Below are 20,712 nucleotides of genomic sequence, written 5' to 3'. Positions count from 1 at the left end.
AACTAATGCCAGTTAATGAATATCCGGGCGATTATAGCTGGGGCTACAAAGTCCGCGATTTCTTTGCTGTAGAGTCCAGCTACGGTGAAACCGCAGATTTGAAGCAATTGATTGACGAGTGCCACGGACGGGGCATTCGGGTGATTCTGGACGGGATTTACAACCACTGCGATGAAGATTGTCCCTTATTGCTAGTCGATCGCAATTATTGGTACTACCGCGACAAACACTATCCCGAATATCCGGCTAACTACTGGATCCCGGAGTTTAACTACGAAAATTTCGACCCAAAACTCGGCATTCGTCTCGCTTGGAAATTCATCGGCGATGTTGTTAATTTCTGGAGTGCAAGAATATCATATCGAAATTTCTTACACTGGATAACTCATGAAGCGAAAAAAACCGCCGGCGACAAGCCATTCTAGAACATAGCAGAACACATTCCCGAAATTCCCGAACTCATCGCTTCGGCAAACTCCCAACCAGCCGCATAAACTGCAATGGTATTTGTTGAAAAATCCGCCCAATCATGAGTTGTTGCAATACTACAAACACGTGATTCGGCTGCGGCAAGATTTGCCTGCACTTTATACCGAAAATATTGAATTCATCCACGAAAATCCAGAAGCCAAAGTGCTGGTTTATTACCGCTGGAGCGATGAGGGAACGCGGGCAGTAGTTGTGGCTAATTTTTCGGATACTTATCTATCTGGTAACAGCATTCCTAACTTTCCGGCGGCAGGAAGTTGGCACGAGTGGATGTCTAACAAAATAGTAGAAGTTGGGGAAGAAGGGTTTAAGTTTGATTTGTCGGAATGGTCAGCGCAAGTATTTGTTTGAGAGCCGGAGAATTATGTCTCCAGGCAGATGATCGGCGAAGTTGTACAACTGTAAATTGTATTTAGGATGGGCGCACGCAAGTCAACAAACTGGGTTTTTCTACCTAGGTGGATGGCTGTAACGATACTTTATTGTAAAAAACTCGGTTTGTGCATCCAAGAGTGCGATCGTAATTCCTGGTATTGAGAATAACAATTACAGGGTGACGTGCCAATCGCGAATTAACAGGTCAATAAACACAAACTTTGTCGGAGGAAAAACTCTATGGGCTGGTTAAAAAGATTGTTTGGTTTAGAAAAAAAAGAAAATCAAGAAACTGTTGACGCTCCTGCTTACCAAGCACCTGTAGCTCAAGCTCAAGCTCAAGCTCAACCTGCTGCGAGCGCTCAGACAATCCCGCCGGAACGCATGGGCTTGAATGGAGAATACGATCAAAGCGGTTTAGCTAAACGGGTGGCTCAGGCTTTCGATGCAAATCCCGATGTTGCGGATATTGAGACTGTTTATGTGGCTCAACTTGGCTCTACTGTGGTTCTCAAAGGTACAGTTCCCAGTCAGGAAATTGTCAACAAATTGGTGACAATTGCTAAAGGCGTTAAGGGTGCAACTGGGGTGGAAACTAATCAAGTTACTGTCGGCTAAAGCGACTTTATTTCTAACAGTTAGCAGTTGACTGTTAGCAGTAGTTAAGTTTACTGTAACTGTTAACTGCTGCTAACAGTATTTTTTATCTATCATGGTTTCAATAAAAAATATGACAGGGGAAACCTTAGAACCTACTCGTGGTAAATTAGAACGGACTCTTTCGCAGGGAATTCAAGCTTTGTACCGCTCTCAACTCGGACATCCAACGAGTCAGGCGCTCTGCAATCTTTTGGATAACAAATTGATAATTGTTGTCGAAAATGGGCTTACTCAACCCGAAAAACTGCTGGCTCAGAACGGTCAGGAAGATTTGGCTTTGCAGGTGCGGACACAATTAGAATCAGTTCTGGAATTGCCACTGAAAGAATTAATCCAAAAGGTTTTGGGCGTGGGAGTTACTGATTTGCTCCGCGATGCGACCTTGGAGACAGGCCGCACTGGAACGATCGCAATTTTGGACTCTGCACCTCAAGTTCGTGATTCTAACTATAAATCTAAAACTCAACCAAAAGCATTGGAGAGTTGAGGTGCTGGCGGATAACTGTTTCTAAATCTTTGATGTTAAAAGGTTTGGAAAGGTATTCCACGCAGCCTGCTTGAAGAATTCGAGCACGGTCTTCTGGTTTTGCTAGTGCTGTGACAGCAACAATCGGAATATGTCTGATCTCGGGGTTTTGTTGGGCGCGCTTTACTACTTCCATACCGTCTATATCCGGCAGGCAAATGTCGAGTACGATTAGGTCGGGCTGTCGATCGACTGCTGCGGAAAGAGCTGCGTACCCGTCAACTGCTCCCACGCACTCGCAGCCGAATAAATCGAGTATTTGTGTCAGCAGCTCTAAGTTGTCAGGATTGTCGTCTACCGCCAACACTAAAGGACGCTTTTCAACCGGGGGTTGACCGCTAATGAGAGACGAGGATTCCAATTTATTGTTCCAATTAGGGTAGTTCATAAATGCCGATCGCAACGATCAAAAAATTTGTTACCGAGGCATTCTTCAAGTGGCGCTGCGGCACTTGACACAGATTGGCTCGTATTTTTAGCTCTCCCATGACCAGTTTTTGGTCTAACCCGATACAATATCGCTACAAGCTGCGGGCAAAACGACCGCAGTTGATTGATTCCATAGCATCTGCTTAATTCTACCTCTCCCAGCGCCAATTACCAACTGAGGCCCTCTTGGTGCGTCAGGCATGGTAAAAATACGCAATAAATACGAAAACTCTTACCAATAAAGCATTCTCGCTTAATAGCATTGAAGAGTGGCGACAGCTTCTTAGGATATTAACCACATTAAACATGGGTTTCCCTACCTGGATCTACCTAAAGGAATATTCTAACCGTTACTTTATTTGAATAACTTACACCTGCTGAGAGATACTTGATTACTCTACTTTAGACTTCAATGTTTTTAAGTAGTAATAATCACAATTTAAGCCAGTAAAAAAAATCATTTTTTACCTGAGCTTTACCGGATATTAACCTAGGAGGTTTTAATGACAATTCCAATCAGAGACGACCTGACTTACATTTTGCTCAAAAAGATTGGCAGTGGCAACGGCAGGGGAGAGTCAGAAATTAGGAACGCAGCGGAAGAATATGTGGGTCACACGGTGGCGGAAGCGGAATTGCTCGGTCATTTAGACTACCTCAACCAAAGGGAATTTATCAAAGCTCAGTTTAGTGGCGAGCCTTATGGAGGAACTGAGTTATTGCCGCCTTTAGTGGCATTTCAACAAGCTGAGTTAACAGAAAAAGGCCGCAAACTGTTACACAAAATGGAGACTAATCCTCCGACCTCGCTCCACCAGGAAGGATCGGCAGTTCCTATCGCTTCAAAGGATATGCCGTTTTTGGAAAAAGTGATGGTAAAAGGTCACTTGGAGGATATTTTTGATGCCCGCGACATTACCGAAGTAGTGTACCGGATCATGCGCGATGTGATGACAAAAGAAGCCATCGAGCACGTGGAATCTGAATTGCACACAGAAGTTTTGCCTACGGATGACAAAACCCTGCAACAAGAAATAGCAGACCTCTGGAAAGATACCAATCCGCTGGTGGGATTGCTCAGCCGGATACGTCAGCCTTTGACCGGCCCGCCTGCACCTTTGGGGATCGATGGCAATTTGTTTGCACGGAGGGTGGAACTAGAAGGCGCACTTCCTTCGGGAGTAAAACCGGAAACTGCGATCGCGGCTGTATTTTCGGCAACAAAGGATGAGCTGTCCCAGGAGCGAATTCAGGAAATAGCTGGCTTTTTGCCGGACAGAATTCGGGAAATTTGGGACGCGGCTTAATGAGGCCTTTTAAAGTATAAATACTTACTAGCCGGTTTGAGCAATCAGTATTCTCCCTCCAGAGGGCAGAATACTGGTTGCTCAAATCGGTTTCTCTATACTTTTTGTGTTGTAGCTCTGCAATTGCTTTGTAGTGAGGACTTGAGTCCTGATTCAACTCGATCGAACTTTCGTCCTCACTAATTGTCCGATCGCTCTTGCCTTGCCTTGTAAGTGCTGTGAAAAACCCGGTTTATCACCCGAATTTGTCTAAAAACCAGAAATATCCCCAGAAACCGAGTTTCGCGCTCTGGGGTAGGGTCAAGCCCCTAGACGGCGCGAAAGTATTGTATTGTATAATACAGGGCAAGTTAAGACTGTGGCTCGCAAAAATGCTGTCAACAGCCCGGGAGATCAAAAGGCATGACTCGCACCAAAGTTACACAAATGTCACGATCGACTTTAGAACAAGAGATTTTACTCAATCGAATTACCAATCGCATCCGCAACTCTTTAGAACTGCAAGAGATTTTGACGACAACTGCGCGAGAAATCCGCAGCTTTTTAGAGAGCGATCGAGTAAAAGTTTATCGCTTTGAGGCAGACGGTAGCGGTGAGGTCATTGCTGAGTCAATCAACGGCGACAATTTGCCATCTATGCTGGGTTTGCGCTTTCCACCAGGCGACATTCCCCAGAGTGCTCGGGAAATGTTTCTCAAAGCGCGGCAGCGAGTGATTGTAGATGTGGAATTGAAGCATCAAACAATTAATCGGTTAGATTGTCCCGAAACCGGCAAAACTTTAGCAGTTGAAGATATTAGCTATCGTCCTGTAGACCCCTGTCACGCTGAATATCTGAAGGCTATGGGGGCACGTTCTTCTCTGACAGTGCCGATTTTGCATCAAAATCACCTTTGGGGGCTGTTGGTGTCTCACCATAGCCAACCGAAACGGTTTAGCGATCGAGAATTGAAAATGGTGCAGTTGCTTGTGGATCAACTTTCAATTGCGATCGCCCAATCTTTTCTGCTGAGTCAAGCTAGACAGCAAGCGCGTGACGAAGCCGTTATCAACCAAATTACCAGTTTGCTGCATTCTCCTCTGGAACTCAACGAAATTCGGAAAGCAGTTCTCGAACAAACTGTCAAGCATTTGCGTGGTTCAGGAGGGCGACTCTACATTGCAGCCGAGTTTGGCGATCGACCCGCTTTGCTTTATACCTGTGGCCAGCAGCCCGCGGACATCGACCTGGAACTCAGCCCATTTTGGCAGCAGATTATGGGGAGGGCAAACCAAGACGATCGATCGCAAACTGCTAACCATACAAGCCAATTAGGTATTTTTGAAAATCTCTATTCCCAGCATTACAGCTCAATTGACACCAATATTTCCAGTTTGCTCGTACCGCACTTGTACGCGATTTCCGATATTTCTAAAGAACCTCAACTCAAATCTGTATCTGCCAATTTAGTCGCAGCTTCCATTCGATCATTTTTGGCAGTACCGCTGCAATATCGCCAACAGTGCATCGGCTGTCTCACCGTTTTTCGCAGCCCTATACAAACCGAAATTTTGTGGGCGGGCCGTTGCAGTTCGGACGCCCGGAACGATCGTCCCCGACAATCCTTTGCAGCTTGGAAAGAAATCAAAACAGGCGAAGCTCAAAAGTGGACTAGCGAAGAACAGAAGCTAGCACAATCTTTAGGAACTCACCTGTACATGGCTGTAATGCAGAGGCGCGTCGAGGCGATGATCCGACATCAAGCTTCTCACGACCCATTAACGGGTTTACCTAATAGATTACTGTTTAATGAAAGGCTGTCTTTGGCTTTAGCTAGCGCTCACCAAAATGGAGAAATGCTGGCGGTAATCTTTCTAGATTTAGATAGATTTAAAAATGTTAACGATACTCTCGGTCATCCAGTGGGCGATTTGTTGCTGCAAAGTGTATCTCGGCGTTTGACTAACTGTTTGCGCGTGGGGGATTCGATGGCTCGTTGGGGCGGAGATGAATTTACTGTGCTGCTGTACAATATCAACACCCCAGAGGAAGCAACTAAGATTTGCCAGCTAATTATCCAGAGTTTAAGCACTCCTTTTGATTTTGAGGGTTTGGAACTTTATATTAAGGCTAGCTTGGGAATTGCTTTGGCTCCTTACGACGGAGAAGATGCAGAAACTTTGCTGAAAAATGCTGATGCTGCGATGTACAAAGCTAAACAGAAAGGTCGCAATAATTATCAGTTTTACACGCAGGCGATCGGCAGTAAAGTCTCCGAGGATCTTAACTTAGAAAATCATCTTTACAAAGCTCTAAAAAATTCAGAATTTGTCCTGCACTATCAACCGCAAATAAACTTAAATACTGGCAAAATAGTGGGCATGGAAGCTCTGATTCGCTGGCAGCATCCCGAACGCGGTTTGATTCCTCCCGATCGATTTATTCCCTTAGCTGAGGAAACAGGATTAATCTGCCAAATTGACGAATGGGTGATGCGGACTGCTTGCTTGCAAAATCGAGCGTGGCAGTTACTGGGATTGCCGCCGATGCGGATAGCAGTGAATTTATCAGCCCGCCAGTTTCTGCAACCTCACACGGTACAAACCATCGCTGAAATTTTATCAGAAACCAAGTTAAATCCCGAATATTTAGAAATAGAAATTACCGAGAGCATTGCCATGACAGATGTGAGCTTTACGGTGTCGGTATTGCAGCAGTTGCAGGACATGGGAATTAACATTTCTCTGGACGATTTTGGCACCGGTTATTCTTCGCTGTGGTCTCTGAAAAACTTTCCCCTCAATAATTTAAAAATAGACAAATCTTTCGTGGCCGATTTGGTGACTGGCAGCAGCGGTGCTACTATTGTGAAACTGGCGATCGCCTTGGGACAGGGCCTGAATTTACAGGTGATTGCTGAGGGAGTGGAAACAGCAGAACAGTTGGCGTTTTTGCGATCGCATAAGTGCGATATGGGTCAGGGTTACTTCTTTAGCAAACCAATACCGGCGGCGGCCATCACCCAATTGTGCTTAGAAAATCAATCGGGGAACAAACAAAAGCTTCTCTTTTGAGCGATATCTGATAGGGACAAACGCTTTCGCCGTTTCCGGCGCGGGGAGTAGGACACGGCGCCATGCCCATAGGTGTCAACTTAGCGTTAAACCCGCACTCCGGCAGTCCGGCAGGGGTTGAAACCCCTGCCTCAAAGCCGAAGTCCTCTGAAGAGGACTGAAAAACTCATTAGTCCTCTTCAGAGGACTTCAGCTATTAGACAGGGACTTCAGTCCCTGGCGGACTGCCGGGTGGGAGGACTGGCGGACTGATAGATTAAGTTGACACGACGAAAGGCAGTGCCCTTTCCTACATAATGATTATTTTGGGCTAGGGAAACGGCGAAAGCCTTTGTCCTCCGTTGCCTTACTGCCAAACAAACACTTTTGCTTCGTATTCCGGCAAGTCAATCATAATATTGTCATCGCCAGATTCAACATCATAATTCCCAGTCCATTCGTGCCAAGTTCCGTTTGCCGGAAAGTGGGGAACGCTGTAACCTGCTAGATAATTTTCCGACATATTCGCCACTACTACAACTCTCGAACCTTCATCGTTCCAGCGAGTGTAAGCAAAAACTTTCGAGTCGGGATCTTCGTGGAAAAACTCGATGTTTTCTGTGTAAAGTGCTTGGTTATTTTTACGCAGGTGAATCAAGCCTTTGTAGTATTCCCACAAACCTTTATTCAGGTCATTTCCTAGCAGCGTCCAGTCAATTTTAGATTGCTCAATAGTTTTGCCTTTGTATTCGCCAAATTCTTCGCCCATCCAAATCAGCGGCACGCCAACTGCTGTCATTAACAGCACGGTTCCCAACTTTGCCCGCTTGAAGGCGGCTTCATCCAAAATTCCCCGATCGCCAAATTCGGCAAAAATGCGATCGTGATCGTGATTACTCAAATAATTGACTACATTCGTAGCACCCAAGTAACCTTGCCGCTTGCAGTCGATTACCTCTTTGAGGCGTTCTAAATCAAAATTGTCCCCGCACAGTTGTGGAATTATCGAGTGATAGAAACTGTCGTGCCAGCAGCCGTCCATCGGCCCCTCTAGATTAGTGATGCTGGGATCGTCGGGAATGTATTCGGCAACGGTATAAAACGGTTTGGGGCCGGCGACATTTTTGGCTTCTTGAACTACCCAGTGCATGAAATCGTAGTTAGCTATTTGTCGCGCCGCGTCGAAACGAATGCCGTCGAGATGATATTCTTGAACCCAATAGCGGACTGTATCGCCAGCAAATCTGCGCGCCGGGAAAGTTCCTAAATTTTCGTCGTAAAATTCGTAGTTAAATTCCGGGCCCCAATTGTTATCTGGATCGCGGGGTTCGTGGTGATACCAATAATCGTGATCGATTTGAGTGAGGGGGCTCGATGATTCCGAGTGGTTGTAAATACCGTCGATGATGACGCGAATCCCCCGCCCGTGACACTCGTCTATCAGGTTTTTGAGTTCTTCTGTGGTTCCGTAGCTGGACTCGGTAGCGAAGAAGTAGCGAGGGTTGTAGCCCCAACTGTAGTCGCCTGGGTATTCTTTGAGGGGCATGAGTTCGATCGCGTTGACGCCGAGTTCGACTAGGTAATCGAGTTTTTCGACGACGTGCTTGTACTTGCCGCGGGCTAGGGGATCGTCTTCGCCACCGGAAAAGTCGGCAACGTGCATTTCGTAAATCACTAATTCCCGATCGGCTGGTAGCGGTTTGTCATCGTGTTTCCAGACGTAGGTATCGACAATGCGCGAGCCATCTTTGATCCGAACAATGCCGTTTTGAGTAGGATCGTCGATATCAGTCGCGTAGGGATCGACCACATCTACCCACTGATCGGGTTCCAGAAACCAGCTTTTCGACTGAACGCGGAATTTGTATTGATAAACGCCATCCTCCAACTCAACTCGCGTGCGAAAAAAACCTTCTTCGTCCTTTTCCATCGGAATATCTTCCCAATTAGAAAAAGAGCCAATCACGGCAGCTCCTTTGTTGTAGGGAGCAAATAACTTGAATTCAATTGGGGCAGCCATAATACCTCTTTCTAAAATTTTTCAGTAGCAGTTGATACTTTTAATTTTACAAATTTAAGCGAACTCAGCATCACTCTACGGATATAATTTATTTAAGGCTTAACTCTTCCTAAAAGTATCGTAATCTAGTCTCTGTCTCTGCCTTTTATGAAGTGAAATCGCGCAGTATTGGCAGTGCGATCGAAATTTATCTCACTGGCGATCGCTCAACAATAAGTATTAGTAATATCATAGTTTTTTAGCATCTATCTTAAGGTATATTTACTTTTTAAAATTTTGAAAAAAATATCTGTACTGGGATAGATGCGGATTTAAACTCGATCTTTTTTTTAACAAGAAACAATTGCTCGGCTGGTACACACTGCCTGCCCTAATTTTTTGATAACAATTAGTCATTCGGTGTGCACTGCACACCCTTAATCAGTGACCGAAAGCCTCCAGGATACCCGCCCCGTGATTCATTCCAAAAGCAGACTCAGGACCCAGAAATAAAAAACGTGTATCCGATAAAGGAACCCCCGAATTTATCTCGCGCAAGTCAATGCTTCAATTCTTTAATCTAAAATCTAAAATCTCAAATCGATTGGCCGTAAGGTGCGCCCAGCGCACCCTACTTTTAACTTGATTTTGCCTGACGATCGGGCTTCATCCAACCAAGCCAGAACGCAGGGCGAGAACGGCTGCCTGAGTGCGGTCATCAGCGCACAACTTGTTCAAAATATTGCGGACGTGAGTCTTGACTGTACCGACGGTAATATAAAGCTTTTCGGCGATTGCAGCATTGCTGTAACCCTGTACGATTAGTTCCAAAACTTCTAATTCCCGCTCGGTTAAAGGGTAAGTCTCAATGATGTGACTAAACTCTGGTTCGGCAGCCTTAATGGTGACTCTTTTGCCCTCAGCCTTCGGTTCTTCCGGCGCGGGTTCCTGAGTGCGAGCTTGTTTGAGGACGATACGGGCGATCGCCGGATCGATCCAAGAGTTACCTTCGTGAGTTACTTTTACTACATCTAATAACTGATCGAAGCTAATATCTTTCATGCAGTAAGAATCAGCTCCGGCGGCAAAAGCTGCCAGAACTTCTTCTTCATTGTCCTGAAAAGTCAGAATCAAAATTTTTGTATCAGGATCGGACTCCGCTACCGATTTCTTGAACTTTTGTGTAAGTTCAATGCCATCAAAATCCGGCAACCCAATGTCTACAATTGCCACGTCAGGTTTTGAAGACTGAAGCAGTTTCAATCCCTCTGTAGCGTTAGCTGCATCGCCGACAACTTCTATTGTGTCACGCTGTTGTAAAGCTGTGCGGATGCCAACTCTTGTCAGGTCATGGTCTTCTACCAAAGCAACGCGAATTTTACTCATCTTTCTTCCAATAGTCCGCTAAAGTTTTAAAATATCATCAACTGACTCAGCTAAACTGAGTAAATTTGAGAATGTGTCCTGATTTAGGGTTTTACAGGTAGCACATCATTTTAAAGCATACTCATGCAGCCGCCAAGAATGCAAGTTAATTTTTAAGTTATTTTGCGATGCCTGCAGGAACCCGATCGGGACAGGTAAGCTCTCAATGTTTTAACAGTTTAACTGAATTATCTCATTGTCCGCCCGTTGATAGAGGTAAAGATACCACTACCCGGATAAATTTAAAGTATAAAAAATTTTGATGCACTTGGGTTCTCAAAATCAATAAAGCTAGCAGCACGAGTCTTTAGCCGGTGTTAGGGCTCTAGTCCAATGCTTATTTATATAACCTGTTATGACTCAGTATCACGGCAATAAGTCTTTTCCCTCGGAGTTTTCCGACTCGGAAATCTTACACAAAGTATCTGAAATAACATCCCCCCAACCGCAAGTTGGCGACTGCGAAACTCAGGACGATCGCCTGTGGTCGGCAATTCCTCACATAGTTTGGAAAACAAAGGCCGACGGCTGGGCGACTTATTTCTGTCAGCGCTGGGAGGAGTACACAGGCGTACCAGCATCAGCAGCTTTGGGTTTCGGCTATCTGGCGCGCGTCCACCCAGAAGACCGCCCTCGTCTATTGGCGAGATCGCACAGTTCTAAGTTCCCGCCGCCAAGCTACGAAATTATATTTCGTCTGCAGACGCGAGAGGGCACTTACCGCTGGAACGTGGCAAAAGGAGAGCCTGCTAACCCCGACAGTCAGGAAGTTTTGGAGTGGGTGGGAACCTACACAGATATGGAGCCGATCGAACAAACTCAAGCCGATCCCCAAGCAAAACGAGAATTTTGGCCGCATCAAGCGCGATCGGAAGCTAATTTCCAAGTAGAAAAATTGTGCGAAGCCCGGACGGTAATAAAGGCTGGGCAGGATTTACAGGTGATAGAGCAGTTTACAAATATATTGAGCCAGCGGGCGGGTAGCTTGTGCCAGTTGTTGCAAGGCATTGCGGATGCGACTGTAGAGGCGATCGCAGGAGCGGAATTTTGCCTAGTTGCTCTCCTGGAGTCCGATTGCAGCGGCCTCAAACTCAGCGCTGTCGGAGGGACAGAAAACTTTGGTGGGGGCAAAACTCCGCACGTGCAAAACAAGCTGCTGTGGAAAGCATTTGCGACGGGAGAGTCTGTACTGTGGCGCTCGGAGTGCCGCAAAGGCTTGCTGCCGGCGGCGGCTTGTGCAGCGGCGATCGAGTCGGGGCAAAGCGGGCGTTTGGGTGTGCTCGCCATCGGCAACGGGAAAGACAGCACGGCGATGGACGGGCATACTCAGCAACTGCTGGCGGTGATGGGAAAACAAGCGGCGATGGCCATTAATAACGCACTGGCGATCGAAAAATTAAAAAAGCAGGAACAGCTTTTAGACTTGCAAAACGAGCTGCTAATTCGCCAGCAGGAAGAACTGGAAAATCAGGGGCGACGCATTCAACAGCAAAAATTGGAACTGCTAGAAGCAGCCAAGTTAAAATCGCAATTTTTGGGCATCATGTCCCACGAATTGCGAACTCCCATGAATTCGATTATCGGCTTTTCCCAATTGCTGCTGCGCCAGCACAAACAAATGCTGACCGCCCAGCAAACAGAAATGGTGGGGCGCATTTTACATAACGGCAAAAACCTGCTACTGCTGATTAACGATATCCTCGACCTCTCCAAAATCGAGAGTGGCCGCACAGAATTAAAAATTGAAAAATTTGATTTAGCGCATTTAGTAATGGATGTCGCCTTGGAATTCGGAAATCAAGCCACCGATAAGAATGTGGCATTGTCCGTCAGCGTGTGCTTGCAGCATCAGTTTATAGTTAATGACAAGTTGCGCCTGCGGCAAATTTTGGTCAATCTCGTTTCCAACGCGGTTAAATTCACACATGAGGGCAGCATCTATATTGAGGTGCGGGAATTAAATCGCGATCGGCTAATTATCACCGTTCGGGATACAGGAATCGGCATCTGTGAAAAGGCTCTTCCCCACATTTTCGACAAGTTCCACCAAGGCGACCAAACCACAACTCGCCAATATCCAGGCACTGGTTTAGGACTAGCTATTTGTGCCTCTTTAGTCAAGATGATCGACGGCACAATTACTGCTGAAAGTCAACCAAAAAAAGGTTCGATATTTCGGATGGAATTTCCGCGAAAAGTTTATCCTAAAAAACTTACTTCCTGACTAAGGATCGCGAATTAAATAACTTACAATTTTAATTGTTATTGTGGGATGGGCGTCCCGCCCGTCCCACAAACTTGTGGAAGTTATTTAATTCTCATTCCTTAGTGCTTTAAATGCACAACAGCTTAATAGACGAAAAAATAAATAGGACTAAGAGCAAAAAAAGGTGTTACCTACTAATTATAGCGGTAGGGTGCGCCGAGACGCACCCTACATATAGAGGTTTTGGGTAATTCCTTTATTCTTGAGTCCCTCTCTGCTAGGAGGAGAGTTTGTGTAGGATAGGTTGCAACAGCAGACTCTTATCTAAAGACTAGAAGTTTTCCCTACTTCTGCCTGAGTAGCAATTGGTTTAACATCGGTGTAGCCCATATTATTAGCTACGTCGCGCAGCACCGAAATTTGCTGTTCAAAATCAAGACCTTCAATTTGACCCAACACGCCATTGACAGCCTCAGTTGCCTCATATCCGTCGGGGATATCGACAATTGTTTCACCCATACCAATCGCCCAAGCATACCAAACCACCAACTGATTGTTAGCAGTTAAAGCTCCGTAAGCGTGAGAATAGGGCGTGTCGTCGCGGTTGACAATACCTCGCATGATATTCAGTTGTTGATCGGCCGAAAGCTTGTAAAAATCATCCAGCAGCATGGGAGCTAATTCTGGTTCGGCGGCGGCGGGAGCGGCTGGTGTAATTGAATCTCCCATTTTTTCATAAACAAAGTAGAGCAGCGCCAGCTTTTCATCTGTACCCAACCCGTTGATTGTCTGAACGATGTTTTGAGTGTCGTTGGAGAGAGAGTGAGGATTGGTGGCGGCGGGTGAGTTCATAAACAAAATTCCTTAAAAATGCTTTCAGAATATATAAATATCAACATTTGTAAGTGCCAGTCACCATCCCGAAGAGGTAATACGATTTGAGGTTTTAAATTTTAGATTTTAGATGAAAGAATTGAGAATGACAGATGAGGTATGGGTTTGAAGCTTGCATATAGTTGGATTAGTTTAGGAAACTCGTGTAATGTTGACCAGCCACATGAGAATAAATCAGCCTTGAGATAGAAGCGCGCGATATATCTACGGGTAGATGAAAAATTAACGAAATAGAATCACAATAAATACAGTAAATTGTTAAATAAAACTAGAAAGGAGTCGGCTATGTCTCAAATCAATACAGAACCAAATAACACTGAAAGCTTTGACGCTCAGCAGATAACTGAAAGCGTGGAAGCTGGAGAACAAAAGTTGCCGACAGTTGATGTATCAGCAGACTACGAAGCTTCAAAAGAATTTAGTGTTAGTGACATCGATCGCACGGGTGCCGGCGCTCAAGCTGCCGCCGCTGCAACTGCACCTAAATTTCCTATTCCCGCTCCTAAAGATATCGCAAAGCCGGCAGATACAAGCGGCAATCCCGCTGATTTTCGTTCGATGGCTCAGGAAATTAAGCCTGCAGGTACACCGGGCGAAGTTACCGACGATTTGATGCAGAAAGCGATCGATCTTGGTACTCCCGGCAGTTAATTTAGAAATTCTCCATCCTCGACGGACAACCTCTGTATTGTAGGGTGCTTATGACGCGCCTTCCCCCTATAATTCGCGCGTCAAACCACTTTTTATATAAGTCCTGCAAGTGACTGTACGATAAGCTGCAATACAGTAGGGACGGAACAAGGTTTTGTCCTTAAAAGCTGCAATAGGGTAGGGACACAACATTTTTGTGTCCTTAAAGCGTTAATTTTAACTCTCCCTAATCGCTTAATTTTAAGTCGATCGCCCGACAGATTTGGCCGACAGTGCGATCGCCCAAAATTTCAATTACTAAATCCACGCGATCGCCCTCCTCAACCATCGACTTAATAAATAACTCGGGATGCAGCGCTTTCCAGAAATATTCGACAAACCGATTAATTTCCGCTTCTGACATTCCCGACTTCCCCGTCGCCATCATTTCCCGTTCCGCCTGATTGCGCCACACTTGAGAAATGCGATAATCTTGGGGATACAAAACCATCAACCGATCTAATCGGTTCCACAGGGGCAGATAGTCGTGCAGCTTCGCATTCATATCGCGCGCAAACTGACAGTCGCTTTCTGTGGAAATCGGAAACGGTGCAGCCGCCAAAAACTCGTTTAATTTGGCATCAACCACCGGATTCACACCGACAAACCAACCTTCAAAAAGTACAATATCCGCACCGGAAATAATTTCGGGTTGACTTCTATCTCCTGCACCTCCATAGGCTGATTTGTCAAACCTGGGAATTTCTATATTTTTAATTATATCCGGTTTGAGGGCATCTGATTTGGGATTGTCAAATGCTGCTAAATTATGAGTTTGAGAACCGCGCAACTTGTCTAAAACTGCGATTCCCAAGTCAATATCGTGAGTGCCGGGGGGGCCGCGCCAAATTAAACGCGGGTCTGCTTTTTGGAGTTGTTGGCGATCGGCATAAGTCTTGTAAAGATCGTCTAAAGAAAGGCTGACAGTAGAATATCCCAATTTTCCCAGAATCAGCCTCAAAACTTGGCATAAAGTAGTTTTTCCCGTTCCTTGCCCTCCTAAAATTCCTTGAATTAAAGGACGGTTTAAACTTTGTTTGGCAGTCGATAATTGCATTGCCAGCGGCAGCCACAGATTCCACAAAGTTTCGAGGAAAACAGTTGACTTTAGGGGGAAAGTATGCAGTTCGTCAAGAAGAGAAAAGAATAAATCGGTTTTGCAGCGGACAACATCGGCTACACTGTCAGGAGTAATCCCAAAAGCGCGCGTTCGCGAAGCCCTCGAAGAGGATCGCACATCATCCGCAAGTTCCCACAAAGCCAGGTGATCGAAGTCGGGAGCGATCGGGCGATCGCCGGCTTGCCATCGATGTAAAATTTCAACAGGGGTTACAGTCGATCGATCCATATCCTAAAAACTCTCGCTAGCGGGGGCTGGTTTTGTCCAATTACTATCTACAACCGACAAATATTTCCCCTCCTTTTAAGAGCCAAGTTTGAAAGCCTCCACAAATAAATTGTAAGTCACGCCAATTTTCAGAGCATAGAGCATATCCACCCAAAAAGAACGGGCTACAGGCCGCGGGCTGCCGTAAACCAGCCAGCTCGCAAACTCAGTCAACAACACCAACAGCCCGGCCGCGATAATATCCCAATCTGCTGATTGTCCGGCGATAGTCGAAATAGCAGTTCCCAAAAAAGTGCCGAAAAGCAGGCTAATTAGCAGTAGCGAAATCCGCCGCCAAGGATTGCTCAGCCAGCCTCGGAATCGCTCGCCCAGAACATCAATCAATCTGTTAATTCGGGTATTCTGCATAAAAAAAGTTATACCATTGGAGATTCGAGATTGGAGATTTGAGATGCGGAATTACTGATGAATATTGGGTTTTGGAGTACGGGCATAGAGTAGCACTTTTTTTTTCAACTGCTATTAAAAGCTATAACGATGAGTCAACAAATGCCCCTCCAGGCTAAATCCAAATTCTTACCGCGGTCAGTATGTCGCCATCTAAAATATAAAATTTAACATCTAAGATGGTATTAAGCGATTGGCGAATTATAGCAGAGAACGGTTAAGTCATTAAGTGTAACTGTATCTTGTGTCACAGCAGCCCCTGGTTTTACATTAAAAATAGTTAAGACTCATTGCGGGTGCAGTCTATCCTTTAAGCCTAAAATTTATGAATCTTAAAATTTACCAGCTCGTAATTGGAGTGTCGATCGTCCTAATTACAGGAATGTTTCTAGGACGTTTTGAAATCACTATCTCCAACGGTTCAAATCAGTCGAGCGATTGGCCCTCACAAGCCACCGCACTCCCCCCCATACCCCCCATTTCTCCAGTTGCGACAGATTCAGCAGACACCGCTAGCGAGCCCAAACCCGACTCAACACCAACCCCCCCAGATCCAGAGGAGGAAGTGCTTTCCTCAATCCCTGTAGATGCTAAAGCCTCCGGCCGTTTGCGCGTCAGCAACCGCAGCGAACACCCAGTGCGAGTGGCCCTGCTGTCGAAACGGCAAGCCAAGGAATCCTACGGCAAACCGGCGCACTGGGATTTTGCGCCGGGGGAAGGTGGCGGCAAGGGACTGATGCTATCGCTGCCGGAGGGAAAGTTACAAGTCAAACGGGGAGACATTTTAGTGGTTTTTGCTCAGGATGGTTCTCGCCGCTACTGGGGGCCTTTCGTCGCCGGGGAGACACCCTCGCCGGCTTGGAACAGCACAGCCGGAGAATGGCAATTAATTTTGCAGCCGTGAACGCTTAGCTGCAGGTGCCGAGATTTTGGTCGAGAATTCCGGTCGATACGGTCTTGTTGAGAATGGGCTATGGGAGGTTAAACTCACATATCTTGCACCATTCTCGCTTAACAGGCTTTTGGGCCTGTTCCACAAAGAGTGAATTTTCTTGTGGGGAGTAGGGGTTGGGCAGGAGAGCCAGCCCCTGAAAGGCTTGTTGAGAATGGTGCAACATCTCTGTTTAACTGATATCTTGCACCATTCTCGCTTAACAGGCTTTCCGGCCTGTTCCACAAAGAGTGAATTTTATTGTGGAACAGGCCGGAAAGCCTGTTCATAAAAGCCTTCTTGAGAATGGTGTAACATCTGAGTTTAACCAGATTCGATCGAATGGGGAGTTTCGAGAATGCGAATCTTTCGGTAGACTCTCTATGCGAGCTAAAATTTAAAATCTAAAATCGCAGGAAGTTTGCGTGAAGGAAGTTATTAAAAATTTGTCAGAGTTTAGGAAGCGCCCGTTAGCGTTAGCGAAGCGATCCGAAGGAAAGCCCTCGAAGAGGATCGCACCAAAGCTGCTGTCGCTTTTATGGCTGTGCGCGATCGCCTGGGTAGGTTTCTTGTGGAATCTCGGCAACATCGGTTTAGTTGACGAAACCGAACCGTTGTTTGCCGAAGCCGCCCGTCAAATGACGCTGACAGGGGATTGGATCACTCCTTATTTCAACGGCGAAACGAGGTTTGACAAGCCACCGTTGATTTACTGGCTGATGGCGGTGGCTTACCGCACGCTGGGTGTTAACGAATGGGCCGTGCGTCTTCCCTCGGCCTTGTGTGCGATCGGTCTGACTTGCCTCGGATTCTATACCTTATCGAAGGAAGGAGGAAGTTCGGCAACGGATTCTGTAACGGATTTAACGGATGTCAGGAATAAGGAAGAAGGGCACGATACGGATTCGGACACGGATACACGGATGAATGTAACTGTCTTTTCTCCCTCGTTCTCCCACTCTCCCACTCCCCCACTCTCCCCTTCTCCTAGTATTCCTATTTTTCTTTCTACTCCCTGGATTGGTGCTGCCCTAATAGCTTTAAATCCCCAAACTATTGCCTGGGGACGGACTGGCGTTTCAGATATGCTATTAGTTAGTTGTATGTGTTCGGCACTATTCGCATTTTTTCTCGGTTACACTCTAGAAGAACAGAGAGAAAAAGCCGAATTTTCCACCGTTTCCGCTTCCCGATTTCCCAATAAGTGGTATCTGACTTTTTACGTACTAATTGCCTTAGCAATTCTGGCTAAGGGGCCTGTGGGAATTGTCTTGCCAGCGCTGATTGTTGGCTGCTTCGGGCTTTATTTGGGAAATTTTTGGCAACTTTGGCGCGAAATGCGTCCGGTGTCGGGAATCTTGATTATTCTGGCGATCGCCTTGCCTTGGTACATTTTGGTTATTTTAGACAACGGTCAAACTTATATTGACAGCTTTTTTGGCTATCACAATTTCCAGCGTTTTACTGGAGTAGTCAACAAGCACTCCGCGCCTTGGTATTTTTACTTTTTTGTAGTGCTAGTTGGTTTTGCACCTTGGTCGATTTATTTGCCGGTGGCGATCGCCCGTACCCGTTTTTGGCAGCGCAGTTACTGGCGTCGTCAACCGCGATCGGCTCAGTTGAGTTTATTTGCCATCTTTTGGTTCGGGTGCATCTTTGGCTTTTTCACGATCGCCGTGACCAAATTGCCCAGTTATGTATTGCCTTTAATCCCCGCCGCTGCGATTTTGGTAACGCTGCTGTGGAGCGATATTATTGCAGGCAACGAACCAGAAAATAGGCGGGCAAAGTTAGAAAAAAAACCTAATTCTTTACCGCGAGGGCTGTTAGTTACATACATTTTCAATGTCATATTTTTACTGATTATAGCCGGAGCAACTTTCTACTGCTACAACTGGCTCGGAGACGACCCGGCTATGCCCAATTTTCCCCAAGCAATTCAGCAGTCGGGATTGCTGATTGTAGGCGGTACGATTTGGATAATTACAGCGGTGGCGATCGGACTTTTACTTTGGCAGCGGCAACAGCGCTGGATTTTGGTTGCTAACTTCATCGGGTTAGTAGCATTTATCATCTTTGGTCTTACTCCCGCCTACAAATTGGTTGATATCAACCGCCAGTTACCTCTGAGACAGTTAGCGCAGGTTGCCGTTCAACAAAAACTGCCAGGAGAAGAGTTTATTATGGTTGGTTTCTGGAAACCAAGTCTGGTTTTTTATACCGAAGAGCCGGTGACTTACTACCGAGCTGTCAGAAGGGCGATCGACTACATTAAGGAATCAAAAAACCCAAATTCTCCCTCTATTTTGTTGCTGGGATATCCAGAGAAATTTGTGGAATTAGGATTGCAGCCAAATCAATATCAATTGTTGGAAAGTCGCGGCGCTTACCAACTCGCCAGGGTTCCGAGAACAGCATTTCGATAGTGGATTGTACTGCGGTGTGAGCCGACCTATATGGTGTGAAAGTAGGGGCAATCCCCCCGTGGTTGCCCCGGAATTTGGATATGGTGCGTCCAGGACTGCAAAAGCTATAATCTAGTCACTACCTAAAGCCCGAAGCTGGGAGCCTACAATGGTTTCAATTCTCAACAAACCCTCCTCATTAATCCATGAGATTTGCATTGAAAAAGTCGATCGGTGGAAGTTGTTCAAATTTAGTGAATCGCTCCAACAGCGTATGGAAAATTTGTTAGAGAAGAAGAAGGACGATCGACTAATAGCAGAAGAGGCAGCCGAACTCGATGCCATTGGGGAATTAGATCGTATCTTTACCCACATCAATGCAATGATGGCGGCTCAAGATGTCAATCAGCGATCGTGAGTTAACTAGCGTTACGGAGTAGATTAGATGAATCCTGAGACAAAACAAGTATCACAGCACATGAAAGAATTTGGGCTTCATATTCTTGGGAGAGCTATTTATGATGCAACATTTAGCGAGATCACGAGGCCTTTTGCTCATATGTTGTCGGTAGTTCATGCAGCACATGGAGCAGAAATACTTATCAAGGCACGCATTGCTGAAGAGCATCCGCTTTTAATCTTCAAGTCCTACCCTAAATCAAATACTACTAAGGATGTATTGAGTATCAAGGAACTCTTTAAGTACAGTCGAACTTTAATTTATTCAGAGTTACCTGAAGTTCTTTGGGCGACAACTGGTTATAGAATCAAGGAATTAGATAGATATCAAAAATTTGGCGATCTGCGAAACATCATTGTCCATTTTTCTGCCGCTCCTGATTGCGAAGCTTCCACAGAGACATTAAAATTTGCTTTGGAAGTTTTAGATTATATAGTTCAGGATTTTTGGGGTGAAAGCTTGATTTACTATTCGCAAGAATGGGACGATGTAATCATTTCTGAGGGTTATCTGCGAGAACAAATTGAGCAATTGAATATTCAGGTGCACCCCGACACACAGAAACAAATAGAAAGTCTTGACCTAACCTTAAAATAAAATGGATATAGAAGCCAGAAAGGGAACGATCGCTCATAATTAAGGGAGTGTCTACAGCCACGCCACATCATCGAGAAAAGCGTATTTAGAAAAGTGGAAGATTATGATTCCAATCAATGAAGCCCAAAAGCAGTTGCAGCAGTTGATCGATGCGGTGAGTCAGTCACACCAACCTATTGTGATCGCAGGACAGACTAGCAATACAGTGTTATTATCTGAATCTGACTGGGCATCTGTGCAGGAAGGAGACACTGTATCTTCTCTCAGTGCCAGGGATGCGGGAATCAATTCGGGAAGGAATGGCAACGGCGATCGAGGATTGCGATCGCCAGTTGCAGTGGTGAATGGGAATCTGGTATACACCAAGCAGGCACAGAAAGATGCCAAAAAACTGGTGTTTAGCAATTTACGATACAAAGCATAAGAGTTCAGGCGCTACTATGGGTATCAGTCAAAGAAAAGACTATCCCACGATATGTATTTACTCTAGA

The 20,712-nt window shown here is 45.8% G+C and carries 19 protein-coding genes; 13 read left to right on the top strand and 6 right to left on the bottom strand.

Going from position 1 to position 20,712, the window contains the following annotated elements; all coding sequences use genetic code 11:
* Positions 1-5 precede the first annotated feature (5 nt).
* The 4 genes from QT984_RS17740 to QT984_RS17725 all read left to right on the top strand — a co-directional run bounded on the left by QT984_RS17740 (position 6) and on the right by QT984_RS17725 (position 2,011).
* The gene (locus QT984_RS17740; RefSeq protein ID WP_445243041.1) at positions 6-425 is read left to right on the top strand and encodes an alpha-amylase family glycosyl hydrolase; all 420 of its coding nucleotides are present in this window, start codon (positions 6-8) and stop codon (positions 423-425) included.
* A gap of 82 nt (positions 426-507) precedes the next feature.
* Positions 508-840, top strand: a complete 333-nt coding sequence (locus QT984_RS17735) for an alpha amylase C-terminal domain-containing protein (RefSeq protein WP_333339876.1) — start codon at positions 508-510, stop codon at positions 838-840.
* A 264-nt stretch (positions 841-1,104) separates the two neighbouring features.
* Complete coding sequence (locus QT984_RS17730) at positions 1,105-1,482, top strand: BON domain-containing protein (RefSeq protein WP_333057018.1); 378 nt, start codon at positions 1,105-1,107, stop codon at positions 1,480-1,482.
* Between the two features lie 94 nt (positions 1,483-1,576).
* Positions 1,577-2,011: a DUF2294 domain-containing protein gene (locus QT984_RS17725; RefSeq protein ID WP_333302591.1), complete on the top strand. Its 435-nt coding sequence runs from the start codon at positions 1,577-1,579 to the stop codon at positions 2,009-2,011.
* Here QT984_RS17725 and QT984_RS17720 read toward each other — a convergent pair.
* The gene (locus tag QT984_RS17720; RefSeq protein ID WP_333259437.1) at positions 1,980-2,438 is read right to left on the bottom strand and encodes a response regulator; all 459 of its coding nucleotides are present in this window, start codon (positions 2,436-2,438) and stop codon (positions 1,980-1,982) included. The genes QT984_RS17725 and QT984_RS17720 overlap by 32 nt on opposite strands.
* 544 nt (positions 2,439-2,982) lie before the next feature.
* On the opposite strand from QT984_RS17720, the gene QT984_RS17715 reads away from it, so the two are divergent.
* Both QT984_RS17715 and QT984_RS17710 read left to right on the top strand, forming a co-directional pair.
* A complete protein-coding gene (locus QT984_RS17715; RefSeq protein ID WP_333210255.1) occupies positions 2,983-3,786 on the top strand; it encodes a DUF2267 domain-containing protein in 804 nt (267 codons plus the stop codon).
* Positions 3,787-4,188: 402 nt separating this feature from the next.
* Positions 4,189-6,840: an EAL domain-containing protein gene (locus QT984_RS17710; RefSeq protein WP_333374551.1), complete on the top strand. Its 2,652-nt coding sequence runs from the start codon at positions 4,189-4,191 to the stop codon at positions 6,838-6,840.
* 346 nt (positions 6,841-7,186) lie between these two features.
* Here QT984_RS17710 and QT984_RS17705 read toward each other — a convergent pair whose 3' ends face one another.
* Positions 7,187-8,839, bottom strand: a complete 1,653-nt coding sequence (locus QT984_RS17705; RefSeq protein ID WP_333057023.1) for an alpha-amylase family glycosyl hydrolase — start codon at positions 8,837-8,839, stop codon at positions 7,187-7,189.
* A gap of 645 nt (positions 8,840-9,484) precedes the next feature.
* Positions 9,485-10,204 carry a response regulator transcription factor gene (locus QT984_RS17700; protein ID WP_333057024.1) on the bottom strand — a complete coding sequence of 240 codons (720 nt, stop codon included), beginning with the start codon at positions 10,202-10,204 and terminating at the stop codon, positions 9,485-9,487.
* 394 nt (positions 10,205-10,598) lie between these two features.
* Between QT984_RS17700 and QT984_RS17695 the strand changes: the two genes are divergently transcribed.
* Complete coding sequence (locus QT984_RS17695; RefSeq protein WP_333057026.1) at positions 10,599-12,467, top strand: PAS domain-containing sensor histidine kinase; 1,869 nt, start codon at positions 10,599-10,601, stop codon at positions 12,465-12,467.
* A gap of 306 nt (positions 12,468-12,773) precedes the next feature.
* Here QT984_RS17695 and QT984_RS17690 read toward each other — a convergent pair whose 3' ends face one another.
* Positions 12,774-13,301 carry an orange carotenoid protein N-terminal domain-containing protein gene (locus QT984_RS17690; protein WP_333057027.1) on the bottom strand — a complete coding sequence of 176 codons (528 nt, stop codon included), beginning with the start codon at positions 13,299-13,301 and terminating at the stop codon, positions 12,774-12,776.
* A 327-nt stretch (positions 13,302-13,628) separates the two neighbouring features.
* Between QT984_RS17690 and QT984_RS17685 the strand changes: the two genes are divergently transcribed.
* The gene (locus tag QT984_RS17685) at positions 13,629-13,994 is read left to right on the top strand and encodes a hypothetical protein (RefSeq protein WP_333057028.1); all 366 of its coding nucleotides are present in this window, start codon (positions 13,629-13,631) and stop codon (positions 13,992-13,994) included.
* Between the two features lie 226 nt (positions 13,995-14,220).
* On the opposite strand, the gene QT984_RS17680 is transcribed toward QT984_RS17685, so the two are convergent.
* Together QT984_RS17680 and QT984_RS17675 are read right to left on the bottom strand one after the other, a co-directional pair.
* Positions 14,221-15,381, bottom strand: coding sequence for a glycerate kinase (locus tag QT984_RS17680; protein WP_333057030.1), 1,161 nt, complete (start codon positions 15,379-15,381; stop codon positions 14,221-14,223).
* A 75-nt stretch (positions 15,382-15,456) separates the two neighbouring features.
* Entirely contained in the window at positions 15,457-15,789 is a 333-nt protein-coding gene (locus tag QT984_RS17675) for a DUF565 domain-containing protein (protein WP_333057032.1), read from the bottom strand.
* Positions 15,790-16,153: 364 nt separating this feature from the next.
* Between QT984_RS17675 and QT984_RS17670 the strand changes: the two genes are divergently transcribed.
* The 5 genes from QT984_RS17670 (at position 16,154) to QT984_RS17650 (ending at position 20,645) form a co-directional block, all read left to right on the top strand.
* The gene (locus tag QT984_RS17670) at positions 16,154-16,732 is read left to right on the top strand and encodes a hypothetical protein (RefSeq protein ID WP_333057033.1); all 579 of its coding nucleotides are present in this window, start codon (positions 16,154-16,156) and stop codon (positions 16,730-16,732) included.
* A gap of 452 nt (positions 16,733-17,184) precedes the next feature.
* Positions 17,185-19,185 (top strand): ArnT family glycosyltransferase, encoded by a 2,001-nt coding sequence (locus tag QT984_RS17665; protein WP_445305859.1) that lies wholly within the window; start codon positions 17,185-17,187, stop codon positions 19,183-19,185.
* Positions 19,186-19,333: 148 nt separating this feature from the next.
* Positions 19,334-19,582, top strand: coding sequence for a hypothetical protein (locus QT984_RS17660; protein ID WP_333057034.1), 249 nt, complete (start codon positions 19,334-19,336; stop codon positions 19,580-19,582).
* 27 nt (positions 19,583-19,609) lie between these two features.
* Positions 19,610-20,221 (top strand): hypothetical protein, encoded by a 612-nt coding sequence (locus QT984_RS17655; protein ID WP_333057035.1) that lies wholly within the window; start codon positions 19,610-19,612, stop codon positions 20,219-20,221.
* A 103-nt stretch (positions 20,222-20,324) separates the two neighbouring features.
* On the top strand, positions 20,325-20,645 hold the full coding sequence (locus tag QT984_RS17650; protein WP_333057036.1) for a type II toxin-antitoxin system Phd/YefM family antitoxin: 321 nt from the start codon (positions 20,325-20,327) through the stop codon (positions 20,643-20,645).
* Positions 20,646-20,712: the final 67 nt, after the last annotated feature.

Origin of the sequence: Microcoleus sp. Z1_B2 (assembly GCF_036700325.1) — a bacterium.
Classification (GTDB): domain Bacteria; phylum Cyanobacteriota; class Cyanobacteriia; order Cyanobacteriales; family Microcoleaceae; genus Microcoleus.
Note: the sequence above shows the minus strand (reverse complement) of the source record. Positions and strands in the feature narration are given on the sequence as shown.